Origin of the sequence: Enterobacter sp. BIDMC93, from assembly GCF_001037805.1 — a bacterium.
GTDB classification, from domain to species: domain Bacteria; phylum Pseudomonadota; class Gammaproteobacteria; order Enterobacterales; family Enterobacteriaceae; genus Enterobacter; species Enterobacter hormaechei_C.
Window position 1 is genome coordinate 1,067,061 of record NZ_KQ089962.1, and the last position, 12,972, is coordinate 1,080,032.

At 55.6% G+C, this 12,972-nt stretch carries 15 protein-coding genes; 4 read left to right on the top strand and 11 right to left on the bottom strand.

Annotation, left to right across the window (positions count from 1 at the left end; translation table 11 throughout):
* The first annotated feature begins 1 nt into the window (after position 1).
* The 3 genes from pflB to SK58_RS05060 all read left to right on the top strand — a co-directional run bounded on the left by pflB (position 2) and on the right by SK58_RS05060 (position 5,227).
* A complete protein-coding gene (gene pflB / locus SK58_RS05050; RefSeq protein ID WP_017693941.1) occupies positions 2–2,296 on the top strand; it encodes a formate C-acetyltransferase in 2,295 nt (764 codons plus the stop codon).
* Between the two features lie 274 nt (positions 2,297–2,570).
* On the top strand, positions 2,571–3,902 hold the full coding sequence (locus SK58_RS05055; RefSeq protein ID WP_017693942.1) for an SLC5/6 family protein: 1,332 nt from the start codon (positions 2,571–2,573) through the stop codon (positions 3,900–3,902).
* A 20-nt stretch (positions 3,903–3,922) separates the two neighbouring features.
* Positions 3,923–5,227, top strand: a complete 1,305-nt coding sequence (locus SK58_RS05060) for an L-cysteine desulfidase family protein (RefSeq protein ID WP_032655199.1) — start codon at positions 3,923–3,925, stop codon at positions 5,225–5,227.
* Between the two features lie 80 nt (positions 5,228–5,307).
* Here the strand turns inward: SK58_RS05060 and SK58_RS05065 are convergent, their stop codons facing one another.
* Entirely contained in the window at positions 5,308–6,009 is a 702-nt protein-coding gene (locus SK58_RS05065; RefSeq protein WP_017382430.1) for a pirin family protein, read from the bottom strand.
* Positions 6,010–6,113: 104 nt separating this feature from the next.
* Here SK58_RS05065 and yhaJ point away from each other — a divergent pair, with 104 nt between their 5' ends.
* The gene (yhaJ, locus tag SK58_RS05070) at positions 6,114–7,016 is read left to right on the top strand and encodes a DNA-binding transcriptional regulator YhaJ (protein ID WP_003862655.1); all 903 of its coding nucleotides are present in this window, start codon (positions 6,114–6,116) and stop codon (positions 7,014–7,016) included.
* 38 nt (positions 7,017–7,054) lie between these two features.
* Here the strand turns inward: yhaJ and SK58_RS05075 are convergent, their stop codons facing one another.
* The 10 genes from SK58_RS05075 to exuR all read right to left on the bottom strand — a co-directional run bounded on the left by SK58_RS05075 (position 7,055) and on the right by exuR (position 12,935).
* A complete protein-coding gene (locus SK58_RS05075; RefSeq protein ID WP_015571946.1) occupies positions 7,055–7,420 on the bottom strand; it encodes a DUF805 domain-containing protein in 366 nt (121 codons plus the stop codon).
* A gap of 106 nt (positions 7,421–7,526) precedes the next feature.
* Complete coding sequence (locus SK58_RS05080) at positions 7,527–8,513, bottom strand: glutathione S-transferase family protein (RefSeq protein ID WP_048219454.1); 987 nt, start codon at positions 8,511–8,513, stop codon at positions 7,527–7,529.
* 72 nt (positions 8,514–8,585) lie between these two features.
* Entirely contained in the window at positions 8,586–8,978 is a 393-nt protein-coding gene (locus SK58_RS05085; RefSeq protein WP_006812075.1) for a DoxX family protein, read from the bottom strand.
* 249 nt (positions 8,979–9,227) lie between these two features.
* Positions 9,228–9,524, bottom strand: coding sequence for a YqjK-like family protein (locus SK58_RS05090; RefSeq protein WP_003862649.1), 297 nt, complete (start codon positions 9,522–9,524; stop codon positions 9,228–9,230).
* On the bottom strand, positions 9,521–9,919 hold the full coding sequence (locus SK58_RS05095) for a phage holin family protein (protein ID WP_003862647.1): 399 nt from the start codon (positions 9,917–9,919) through the stop codon (positions 9,521–9,523). The genes SK58_RS05090 and SK58_RS05095 overlap by 4 nt, the downstream gene beginning before the upstream one ends.
* A 2-nt stretch (positions 9,920–9,921) precedes the next feature.
* A complete protein-coding gene (locus SK58_RS05100; RefSeq protein ID WP_003862645.1) occupies positions 9,922–10,227 on the bottom strand; it encodes an ElaB/YgaM/YqjD family protein in 306 nt (101 codons plus the stop codon).
* 29 nt (positions 10,228–10,256) lie between these two features.
* Complete coding sequence (locus tag SK58_RS05105) at positions 10,257–10,625, bottom strand: DUF1090 domain-containing protein (RefSeq protein ID WP_017382428.1); 369 nt, start codon at positions 10,623–10,625, stop codon at positions 10,257–10,259.
* A gap of 143 nt (positions 10,626–10,768) precedes the next feature.
* Positions 10,769–11,152, bottom strand: a complete 384-nt coding sequence (mzrA, locus tag SK58_RS05110) for an EnvZ/OmpR regulon moderator MzrA (RefSeq protein WP_003862640.1) — start codon at positions 11,150–11,152, stop codon at positions 10,769–10,771.
* 2 nt (positions 11,153–11,154) lie between these two features.
* Complete coding sequence (gene yqjA, locus SK58_RS05115; protein WP_003862638.1) at positions 11,155–11,817, bottom strand: DedA family general envelope maintenance protein YqjA; 663 nt, start codon at positions 11,815–11,817, stop codon at positions 11,155–11,157.
* A 341-nt stretch (positions 11,818–12,158) separates the two neighbouring features.
* On the bottom strand, positions 12,159–12,935 hold the full coding sequence (gene exuR / locus SK58_RS05120) for a transcriptional regulator ExuR (protein WP_003862635.1): 777 nt from the start codon (positions 12,933–12,935) through the stop codon (positions 12,159–12,161).
* Positions 12,936–12,972 lie beyond the last annotated feature (37 nt).

Consider the following 12,972-nt stretch of genomic DNA (forward strand, 5'->3'; position numbering starts at 1 on the left):
GATGAAAGTAACAATCGATACGGGCGTCGCGCCTTACAGCGACGCATGGGCCGGGTTTCGCGGTGAAGAATGGAAAAACGCCATTAACGTGCGCGATTTTATTCAGCATAACTACACCCCTTATGAAGGCGATGAAGCTTTCCTCGCGCAGGCGACGCCAGCAACGACGGCGCTGTGGCAGAAGGTGATGGTCGGCATTCGTCAGGAGAATGCTACTCACGCTCCGGTGGATTTTGACACCAACATCGCCACTACTATTACCGCGCACGGGCCGGGCTATATTGATCAGGAGCTGGAGACGATCGTTGGCCTGCAAACCGACAAGCCGCTCAAGCGCGCCCTGCATCCGTACGGCGGGATCAACATGATCCGCAGCTCGTTCGAAGCCTACGGTCGCGAGATGGATCCGCAGTTTGAATATCTCTTCACAGATCTGCGCAAAACCCACAACCAGGGCGTGTTTGACGTTTACTCCCCGGAGATGATGCGCTGCCGCAAATCGGGGGTGCTGACCGGTCTGCCGGACGGCTACGGGCGCGGACGCATCATCGGCGACTACCGTCGCGTGGCGCTGTACGGCATCAGCTATCTGGTGCGCGAGCGTGAACTTCAGTTCGCCGATCTCCAGGGGAAACTGGAGCGCGGAGAAGATCTGGAGGCCACGATCCGCCTGCGCGAGGAGCTGGCGGAGCATAAACGTGCGTTGCTCCAGATCCAGCAGATGGCGGCGAACTATGGCTTTGATATTTCACGTCCGGCGATGAATGCGCAGGAAGCGGTACAGTGGGTCTACTTTGCCTACCTTGCCGCAGTGAAATCCCAGAACGGCGGGGCGATGTCACTGGGGCGCACGGCCTCGTTCCTCGATATCTACATTGAACGCGACATGCAGGCAGGAAGGCTGAATGAGGTGCAGGCCCAGGAGCTGATCGACCACTTCATCATGAAGATCCGCATGGTACGCTTCCTGCGCACGCCGGAGTTCGACACGCTCTTCTCCGGCGATCCGATCTGGGCCACGGAAGTGATTGGCGGCATGGGGCTGGATGGCCGTACGCTGGTGACCAAAAACAGCTTCCGCTACCTGCATACCCTGCACACCATGGGGCCTGCGCCGGAGCCAAACCTGACGATCCTCTGGTCCGAACAACTGCCGATCGCGTTCAAGAAATACGCCGCGCAGGTGTCGATCGTCACCTCCTCGCTGCAATACGAGAACGACGATCTGATGCGCGCCGACTTCAACAGCGACGACTACGCCATTGCCTGCTGCGTCAGCCCGATGGTGATCGGCAAGCAGATGCAGTTCTTCGGCGCACGCGCCAACCTGGCGAAAACGCTGCTGTATGCAATCAACGGCGGGGTGGATGAGAAGCTGAAGATCCAGGTGGGGCCGAAAACCGAGCCGCTGCTGGATGAGGTACTGGATTACGACACCGTAATGGCGAGCCTCGATCACTTCATGGACTGGCTGGCGGTGCAGTACATCAGCGCGCTGAATCTCATTCACTATATGCATGATAAATACAGCTACGAAGCCTCGCTGATGGCGCTGCACGACCGGGACGTCTACCGCACCATGGCCTGCGGCATTGCCGGGCTGTCGGTGGCGGCGGATTCCCTGTCGGCCATCAAATACGCCACGGTAAAACCGGTGCGCGACCACACCGGTCTGGCGGTGGATTTCGTCATCGAAGGCGACTATCCGCAGTACGGCAACAACGACGATCGCGTGGACAGTATCGCCTGCGATCTGGTTGAGCGCTTTATGAAGAAAATCCAGGCGCTGCCGACGTACCGCAACGCGGTACCGACGCAGTCGATCCTGACCATCACCTCCAACGTGGTTTACGGGCAGAAGACAGGCAACACGCCGGACGGACGTCGCGGCGGCACGCCGTTTGCGCCTGGCGCCAACCCGATGCACGGGCGCGACAGAAAAGGGGCGGTGGCGTCGTTAACCTCGGTCGCCAAGCTGCCGTTCACCTACGCCAAAGACGGGATCTCCTACACCTTCTCCATCGTGCCGCAGGCACTGGGCAAGGACGAGCCGGTGCGCAAAACCAACCTTGTCGGGCTGCTGGACGGATACTTCCACCACGAAGCGACCATTGAGGGCGGGCAACACCTGAACGTCAACGTGATGAACCGGGAGATGCTGCTGGATGCCGTCGCCCATCCGGAGAACTATCCGAACCTGACGATCCGCGTTTCAGGTTATGCGGTGCGGTTTAACGCCCTGACGCGCGAGCAGCAGCAGGACGTGATTTCGAGGACGTTTACGCAGGCGATGTAATACAGGCTTCATCTTCAGCCTCCTCAAATGGGGAGGCTTTTAATTTTGTGAACGTCGTCAATTTTAGAAAACTTACTCTCCTTTCTGCTATCCCGAAGTAATATTATTCTCTCGCTTTAGAAAATCCCTATAAAAGTTGTGACTTTTTTCTCCCGCGCTCCGGATATGATCTTCCCATATCAATAACTCACACCTGCACCCTCTGACTCGCAATCGCTGGCGATCGGAACCTTATAAAAACAACCAGTTACCCTACAAAATAAGCGAGTGCCCAATGAATATGGCAACAAACAGCAGTGTGATTGTGAGTGATTCCCCTGCGGCAAGGCGGGCGGGAATGAGCGAAAGCGAATGGCGAGAGGCGATCAAATTCGACAGCACCGATACGGGCTGGGTCATCATGAGTATCGGGATGGCTATCGGCGCGGGCATCGTTTTTCTTCCTGTGCAGGTCGGGTTAATGGGGCTGTGGGTGTTTTTACTCTCGTCGATAATTGGTTATCCGGCTATGTACCTGTTCCAGCGCCTGTTTATTAATACGCTGGCGGAATCACCGGAATGCAAAGATTACCCGAGCGTCATTAGCGGTTATTTAGGTAAAAACTGGGGCATCCTTTTGGGTGCGCTTTATTTCGTGATGCTGGTGATCTGGATGTTTGTCTATTCCACGGCTATCACCAACGACAGCGCATCCTACCTACACACCTTCGGCGTAACCGACGGTTTGCTGTCGGAAAATCCGTTCTACGGCTTATTCCTGATCTGCATTCTGGTCGCCATTTCGTCGCGCGGTGAAAAATTGCTGTTTAAAGTCTCCAGCCTGATGGTGCTGACCAAATTATTTGTGGTGGCGGCGCTGGGGCTTTCGATGATTGGCCTCTGGCATTTAGCCAACGTCGGTATGCTGCCGCCGATGGGCCTGCTGATTAAAAACGCCATTATTACGCTGCCTTTCACCTTAACCTCCATTCTGTTTATTCAGACATTAAGCCCGATGGTGATTTCCTATCGTTCACGGGAAAAATCCGTAGAGGTGGCGCGTCATAAGGCGCTGCGGGCAATGAATATCGCTTTTGGCGTGCTGTTTGTGACGGTCTTTTTCTACGCGGTCTCCTTTACGCTGGCGATGGGGCACGACGAGGCGGTAAAAGCCTACGAGCAGAATATTTCCGCCCTGGCAATCGCAGCACAGTTCATCAGCGGTGACGGTGCGGGCTGGGTCAAAATCGTCAGCGTGATCCTCAACATTTTTGCCGTGATGACCGCGTTCTTTGGCGTCTATCTCGGCTTTCGTGAGGCGACGCAGGGCATCGTGATGAACATCCTGCGCCGCAAAATGCCGGCGGAGAAAATCAATGAAAGCACCGTCCAGCGCGGGATTATGCTGTTCGCTATCCTGCTGGCCTGGAGCGCGATTGTGTTAAACGCGCCGGTGCTGAGCTTCACCTCCATCTGTAGCCCTATTTTCGGGATGGTGGGCTGCTTAATTCCGGCGTGGCTGGTCTACAAAGTGCCCGCACTTCATAAATATAAAGGCGTATCGCTGGTGATTATTGTGATTACCGGGCTGCTGCTTTGTGTTTCTCCTTTCCTCGCCTTCTCATGAGGCTAAATAAGGTCGTAACGATGTCTGAGCAAATTAATCCTTTATGGAACCATTTTATTCGCGCTGTGCAGGAAGAGGTAAAGCCTGCGCTGGGCTGTACCGAACCCGTCTCGCTGGCGCTGGCGTGCGCGATGGCTGCCGGACAGCTTGACGGTGAGGTGACGCGTATCGAGGCGTGGGTATCGCCGAACCTGATGAAAAACGGGCTTGGCGTAACGGTGCCCGGCACCGGTATGGTCGGTTTACCCATCGCGGCCGCGCTGGGGGCGACAGGCGGTAATGCACACGCCGGGCTGGAGGTGTTGAAAGACGCATCGGCCGAGGCGCTAACGCGCGCCAAAGCACTGCTGAACGCGGGTCTGGTGCAGGTGAAATTGCAGGAGCCGTGCGAGGAGATCCTCTATTCACGCGCCTGCGTTTACGTCGGTGAATCCTCGGCGACGGTGACCATCGCTGGCGGGCACACTCGCGTGGTGGAGGTAGTTTGTCAGGGCGAAACGCGCTTCAGGCTTGACGATCGTCAGAGCCAGAACAACGACGATCCGCTGGCGGTACTCTCGACCACCACGCTGTCGCAGATCCTTGAGTTTGTAGAGCAGGTGCCGTTCGACGCGATCCGCTTTATCCTCGATGCGGGGCGGCTGAACGATGCGCTCTCCCGCGAAGGTTTGCGTGGCAACTGGGGGCTGCATATTGGCGCGACGCTCAATAAACAGCGCGCACGCGGCTGGATGGCGCAGGATCTGGGTTCAGACATTATTATCCGCACCAGCGCAGCCTCGGATGCCCGCATGGGAGGCGCGACGCTGCCGGCGATGAGCAACTCGGGTTCCGGGAATCAGGGCATCACCGCCACCATGCCGGTAGTGGTGGTGGCTGAGCACGTTCAGGCCGATGACGAACGGCTGGCGCGGGCGCTGATGCTCTCGCATCTGTCGGCTATCTATATCCACTACCAGCTTCCGCGCTTGTCCGCGTTGTGCGCGGCGACAACGGCCGGAATGGGGGCAGCGGCGGGGATGGCGTGGCTGATGGGCGGATCTTACCAGACCATTGCCATGGCGATCGGCAGTATGATCGGCGACGTGAGCGGGATGATCTGCGATGGGGCCTCTAACAGCTGCGCAATGAAGGTCTCGACCAGCGTCACCAGCGCCTGGAAAGCCGTGATGATGGCGCTGGATGATACTGCCGTGACGGGTAACGAGGGGATTGTGGCGCACGACGTGGAACAGTCTATCTCTAACCTGTGCGCCCTGGCGTGCCGCTCAATGCAGGCGACGGACCGGCAGATTATTGAAATTATGGCGAGTAAGGTGTTGTGATTTAATCCAACCCGTTACCCCTGACCCTAACCCTCTCCCATAGGGAGAGGGAACCGATCGAGCGAGGGGGCGTGTTGATCTTAAACCGGCAAATCAATCAGCAGCGCGCGCAGCGGCGTATCGGCAACCAGGGTGATATTCGCTTCGTCACGAATAAACGCCCCGTCACCGCAGGTGAGCGCTTCTTTCTCTTCCGTATGCGTGACCGCATGCACCGTTCCGTGAATGGACTGCAAATAGGCACGCGGGCCATGAAGCTGGAAGCTCGCCTGTTCACCTTTTTTCAGTTCGATATGGTGCAGCCACACCTGCTGGCGCAACTGCAAGCTGCCTTTGCTGCCGTCTGGCGAGGCAATCAGCTGCTGTTTACCGCCCTTCAGATCGATTTTTTGCACCAGCGGATTTTCCCGCTCCGGACAGGCATCCAGCCACAGCTGCATGCGGGTCAGCGTTTTATCTTTGCTGAGGTTATGCTCGCTGTAGCTAATACCTGGCTGCGTGGAAATTAACAGCGCCTCGCCAGCCTTCGCCTGGACATGATTGCCCTCGCTATCGCGGTATTCTGCCTCGCCTTCCAGGATCAGGTTCAGGATATCGACTTTAGGGTATGTGCGCGGCTGGAAGGACGCGCCCGGGGCGAGCACTTCCTGATTCAATACGCGCAGTGAAGCGTAACCGAGGAGTTTAGGGTCAAAGTAGTGTCCAAAGGAAAAGGTGTAGCGGGCCTGCAACCAACCGAAATCGGCTTGTCCGCACTGTTTCGCTGTTCTTGTCGTAATCATAAACTTGACCTCTCTTTACACTAAATCAATGGTAAAGGTATGGACGCTGCATTGTTAGCCAGATATTCTGCCTGGTATGTTCAAATTTCCTGAATGAGAACGAGATGGCTAAAGAGAGAGCATTGACGCTTGAGGCGCTTCGCGTCATGGACGCGATTGACAGGCGCGGCAGTTTTGCCGCGGCGGCAGATGAACTGGGGCGCGTTCCGTCTGCCCTGAGCTATACCATGCAAAAGCTGGAAGAGGAGCTGGATGTTGTGCTCTTTGACCGTTCCGGTCATCGAACAAAATTCACCAACGTTGGGCGGATGCTGCTTGAGCGCGGCCGCGTATTGCTGGAAGCGGCGGATAAGCTGACGACGGATGCCGAAGCGCTGGCCCGCGGCTGGGAAACCCATCTGACGCTGGTGACCGAAGCGCTGGTGCCCACCGAGGCGCTGTTCCCGCTGGTGGACAGACTGGCCGCGAAAGCCAATACCCAGCTGTCGATCATCACTGAGGTGCTGGCCGGGGCGTGGGAGCGTCTTGAGACGGGCAGGGCGGATATCGTGATTGCGCCGGACATGCATTTCCGCTCATCGTCAGAAATCAATTCGCGCAAACTGTACAGCGTGATGAACGTCTACGTCGCCGCCCCGGATCACCCGATCCATCAGGAGCCGGAGCCGCTCTCTGAGGTCACGCGCGTGAAATACCGCGGTGTGGCGGTCGCGGATACCGCCCGAGAGCGCCCGGTGTTAACGGTACAGTTGCTGGATAAACAGCCGCGACTGACGGTAACGTCGCTGGAAGATAAGCGACAGGCACTCCTGGCGGGGCTGGGCGTGGCGACTATGCCGTATCCGTTTGTCGAAAAGGACATTGCAGAAGGGCGGCTGCGCGTCGTCAGCCCGGAATACACCAGCGAAGTGGATATCATTATGGCGTGGCGTCGCGACAGCATGGGCGAAGCCAAATCGTGGTGTTTGCGTGAAATTCCCAAGCTCTTTGCCCACCACAACAAATAAGCGTAGGCCCGGTAAGCGTATGCGCCACCGGGCAGAATTTACGCGCTTGCCTTAGGATCCGGACCAAAGCGGTTTTCGCCCGGCGTTCCGCTCTGACAGTTGAAAATCAAAATCACGATCCAGCCGATAAGCGGGATCAACAGCAACAGCAGCCACCACGCCGAACGATCTGTGTCGTGGAGACGACGAAACAGTACGGCCCATGAAGGCAGCAGAACTAACACACCATAAATGGTGGTGAGAATGCCTTCACCCCCCTCGCGTTCCCAGCCGAGGATCTTGTCCACAATGCCCAGCACCATAATCAGGACGAAGTTCACCAGAACGAACATCCAGTACTCTTTACGGCGGGCACGGCCACCAAATCCAACGTAGTTGCGCAGTACTTTTAAATACCAGTCCATTTTTCCTTGCCTCTTAATCAGTCAATCACTTGTTTTCTAAGCGATCGAGGTAAGGATAGATGTATGCTGTGAATTAAAAAAGGGAATCAATTGATTCCCTAAATAATTATCCGAAACGCACGTCGCGCCCGTGCGGTTCATCCAGGTCCTGCCACGGGCCAATGGAGATAATGCCCGTTGGGTTGATGGTCTTATGACTGCGGAAATAGTGGGTGCGAATATGGTCAAAATTGACCGTCTCCGCAATCCCCGGCATCTGATAGATGTCGCGCAGGAAACCGTGCAGGTTCAGGTAATCACTGATGCGATGCTTGTCGCACTTGAAGTGGGTGACATATACCGGATCAAAGCGGATCAGCGTCGTCCACAGGCGGATGTCTGCTTCGGTGAGGCGATCGCCCGCTAAATAACGATGCTGGCCGAGGATCTGCTCCAGGCGCTCCAGGGATCCAAACACGTTGCCGACCGCTTCGTCGTACGCTTCCTGGCTGGTGGCAAAGCCCGCTTTGTAGACGCCGTTGTTGACGTTGTCGTAGATCCAGCCGTTCAGCTCGTCAATTTTCTCGCGCAGCTCAACCGGGTAGTAATCCCCGGCGCGTGCACCGTGAGCGTCAAACGCGGTATTGAACATGCGAATGATTTCAGCGGATTCATTGCTGACGATCGTCTGGTTTTTCTTGTCCCACAGCACAGGCACCGTTACGCGTCCGGTGTAGTGCGGATCGGCGCGCAGATAGAGCTGATACAGGAAATCGTGATGATAAAGCTCATCACCCGTCGCGGCCGGGAAGCCACTGTCGAACGTCCAGCCGTTTTCCAGCATCAGCGGGTTGACCACCGAAACCGGAATTAACGATTCGAGACCTTTAAGTTTGCGCACAATCAGCGTGCGGTGCGCCCACGGACAGGCGAGAGAAACATACAGATGATAACGATCTTTTTCCGCCGCAAAGCCCCCTTCGCCACTCGGGCCGGGTGCGCCGTTGGCGGTCAGCCAGTTACGGAAGGCCGAAACAGAGCGCTTAAAGCGTCCACCGGTGGATTTGGTGTCATACCAGACATCCTGCCAGACGCCGTCTACGAGTTGTCCCATTTTTTACTCCTCCGTCAGATAGCAAAAGCGAGGAGATGTCTCCTCGCTTTGAATGTAATCAGTATAGCCTGCTTACCACTTCTTATTCAGAAGACGGTCGATGCTGTAGGCGCCCGGACCCGTGATAGCCAGCAGCAGGAAGCCGCCCGCGATGGTCAGGTTTTTCATGAACATCAGGGAGTTCACGCCTTCCGCAAAGTTGCTGTGGAAGATGAACGCGGTCAGCAGGGTAAAGCCTGCGGTGAACAGCGCTGTGGTGCGGGTCAGGAAACCGAACAGCACTGCCAGGCCGCCGCCGAACTCAAGCAGAATGGTCAGTGGCAGCAGGAACCCCGGCACGCCCATCGCTTCCATATACTGCTGAGTGCCCGCATAGCCGGTAATTTTGCCCCAGCCTGCGGTGATGAACAGAACAGGCATCAGAATACGCGCTACCAGTACACCAACATCTTCTAATTTTTTCATTTTACTCTCCAGGAAACCACATCAGCGGCTAAACGTTATTTGCGTGCAAATTCGGGTAGATACCGCGTCTTTGCTGTCGATGGAGAGGAGTGTAAACGGGGCGGATGGCAAATGTTAGCAAGGAAAACTGTTAATCTTCTTCAAAGATATTGAGTAAGGGAGGGGGTTTTGCCGGGTGGCGGCTACGCCTTACCCGGCCTACACGCAATCGTAGGCCGGGTAAGGCGTAGCCGTCACCCGGCAAGAAGGCTAGCGCAACTGCTGTTGTCGCAGCGTGGTTTTCACCAGACGCCAGGCGCTCCAGGCGCCAAAGCCGCGGCGTGCCCAGCGGATCAGCATGTTAGGATGCCGAACCGACCAGATCGCCATCACGCTGCTGCCGACCAGCGCCCATGAGCGCAGGCTCAGAACCGTGTTCCAGCCACGGTCAAACCGATGCGTGGCTTCAACCCAGTCTCGACGGCTGGCAGACAAATCCAGCCGCTGCTGCTGAATTTGGCTCAACAGATACGCTTTCCGCTTTTGACGTTCGGCTTTGTCGCTCACGACTTATCATCCTCCAGCAGGGCGCGGTCGTTGGCCAGCTCCTGGCGCGTATGGCGCAGGAAGGTCGACGTGCGCGCTTTATGCAGGGTCCAGATACCGCCTATCAGCGCCGCCACCAGCAGAACCACGGTAGTCGCAATCATCGCGTTCAGACGATACTGTGGATCGATAGCCCAGATGATTAACACCATCAGGCTCATCAGACCAAACGCGGCAAAGAGCATCGTAAGCCCAAGCATGAGCAGCATCTGGAAGAGGTTGGCTTTCTCCTCTTCCAGCTCCACTACCGCAAGCCGGACGCGCGTTTCGGCAATTCCGACCAGCGTCGTAAGAATACGCTGGCCGATGCCGAGGACGTTTTTAGCAGGCCCTTGTGCGTGACGTGGATCTTCCATAATCAACGACGCGTCAGCAGGACACCCAGCACCACACCCACTGCGGCGCCAATACCTACACCCGTCCATGGATTATCACGTACATATTCGTCTGCGCGCGCTGCCGCTTCGCGGGTCTGTTTCGCCAGCGCATCACCGGTTTCGCCCAGACGGTAACGGCTCTCTTTCAGTGCCTGCTCCGCTTTGCTGCGCAGTTTACTTACTTCTTCTTTCGATTTATCCGCAGAAGAGTTCAGCACCTCTTCCAGGGTGTCCGCCAGGGATTTCAGTTCAGCGCGCAGATTTTCTGAAGTTGTATCTTTTGACATGATTCTCTCCTGTTGAGATTTCCGTTAACTCAATAATCGCGAGCTTCCAGCGCTTTCAGTTCGTCCTGCGCCTCTTGCAACTTCCTCTCGCGCTTGGCAATTTTTTCCGCATCACCTTTCTCTTTCGCTTCCTGTAGGTCTTGACGGCGCTCGGCTATCTCGTCCTTCTGTTCAGCGATTTTTTCCTGATGATCGGCACGCAGCTTGCTGTCCGTACAGTTGTCTTTCACTTCGCTCAACGCTTTTTTCAGCCCGTCGATCCGGTGCTGATTGTTATGCTTTTCGGCATAACTGATTTCGCGTTGGATATCCTGTTCTTTCTCCTGACAAAGAGACATAGCGAAGGAAGCTGTGCTTAAAGAAAAAAGGGCCAGAGCCAGAGTGATGCGGTATTTCATTATAGAAACCTTCCATTGTGTTACGGCGTAAGCCGTGTTCCAGAACTATGCGGAGAACATCTGAGGGGTGCTCCGCGTACTTAAGCATAGTAAGTAAACGGGAGTTTCACCAAAGTAGGTGAAAATATTCGGAATCTTAGTCGTTAACCAAATCGATGCGACGTGTCGCGTAACCGTGACATCCAGGAGGCTACGTGGCTGTCATCATCCTGTTGCGCAATGATGTAACCCTGCGGCAGCGTGCGGTCCAGCACGGCTTTCGCCGCGGCGCTTTGCGCACTGGAGTCAAATTTTATCAGCAGCACATCGTCTTGCGGCGTGATGCTCTTAAAGCGGATCCCGTTTGCGTCCAGATGATGCCAGATGGAAAAACCATCCGGCACGCTGGTTCCCTGGCTCACAGGACGGATAGCCAGCGTCGACTCCTGATGCTGTAGCGCAGACCACAGCAGGATAAGAGCGCTGAACATCATCAGCGCGACGATAGCGTAAGAGAAGCGGCGCAGCGCGAGCGGGGAGATAACCATCGTTAACCCCTGGCTCCGTATTTCTTCTTCCACAGTACGACCAGGGACCCGACCAGGCCAAACACCAGCAGAACGACGGGCAGTAGCATCAGGCAAGACATCAGCTGATCTTCATATTTCATAAAGACCGGCGTTTTACCCAGCGCGTAGCCGAGCGTGGTCAGGATCAGCACCCACAGCAAGCCGCTCATCCAGTTAAAGAACTGGAAGCGCGTACTGCTCAGGCCGGACAAGCCCGCAATGGTGGGCAGCAGGGTGCGTACGAATGCGATAAAGCGGCCGATCAGTAAGGCGGAAAGCCCATGCTTATGGAAAAGGTGGTGCGCTCGCTGGTGGTAATGGGCCGGAAGGTGCGAAAGCCAGTTCTGAACGATTCGCGTGTTACCCAGCCATCGCCCCTGAATGTAACTCACCCAGCAGCCCAGGCTGGCGGCAATGGTCAAAAGCAGGACCGTTTGCGGGAAAGCCATCGCCCCTTTTGCACAGAGCACCCCGACCAGCACCAGCAGGCTGTCGCCGGGTAAAAAGGCAGCAGGCAGCAGACCGTTCTCAAGGAACAGGATCATAAATAACACAAAGTAGAGCATGCCAATCATGGACGGGTTGGCCAGCGTTTCGAAATCCTGAGCCCAGAGGGCGTTCAGTAGTTGGGTCAAAAGTTCCATTCAGTGTTCCTGGAAATCGGTTAACGTCACGCCTGTCATTCGGGAAAACAGCACGGCGACATTGTTATGATTTCATTATGGTCGCTCGCGGACACATTGATGTGTGGCCAACACTGTTCCCTGTTAATTGGCTGGTTAGCAAGCACTAACTTACAAAATAACGAAGTGAATCCAATTGTAACAAAGCCCGACGTTCTGCGTCACAGAATTTGAGGGGAAACACGATTTTGGCGTAAGCCACGGAGGGGAGCGAGAAATTTTACAAAGGCTGACACTATAGAGGTTTTCTTACCCTGTCTGGCCGGAAGGCGCGGCGGTGCGCCTGCCAGCAGTTCGGGGAGTTATTTTGCGAGATTGGTCGCGGTATCGAGGTGAACGACCGGATTATCGGCAAAAAGATAGCGGTCAGCGTTAAATTCAAAGTCATCACTTGTTTCATTAAACAGCATCTGTTTGGTGTTCTCCAGGTGCTGCCACATTGCCAGTTTCGCCGCATGCGGATCTTTACGAATCAGAGCCTTAAGAATCTGGTCGTGGTCGTCACACCAGTTATCTACCGTACGGGAATCAATGTGATCGTGCAATTTCTTCCAGTACGGGTTGTGAACGCGCTGAGTCCACATTTTTTCAACGATTGCCGCCAGCGCCGTGTTCTGAGTCGCAAGGGCGACCTGGACGTGGAATTGCAGGTCCCATTCGGAATCGCGGAAACATTTTTCTTTACGCGCATGATCCTGGATTTCCATCAGCTTCATGATGTCCTGCTTGGTCACCTGCGTCGCAGCAAATTCCGCAATGTTGCTTTCAATCAGCTGGCGAGCCTGGAGAAGCTCAAACGGACCGTAGCTGGCAAACTCCAGACTTTCGTCCGGGGTGGGGGAGTGTTTCGCCTGGCTGGAAATCACATGAATGCCGGAACCTTTGCGTACCTCAACATACCCTTCCACTTCCAGCATGATGATGGCTTCGCGGACCACCGTACGGCTGACGCTTTTTTCATCCGCAATGAAACGCTCAGCGGGAAGTTTATCACCGACAAGATAGACCCCTTGCTCGATGCGATCTTTCAGCTCGGCGGCAAGTTGTTGATATAAACGACGTGATTCGGTGATTTCCATATGCGCTCCAGGCAGGGTACGGCGAATGATTTGTTAT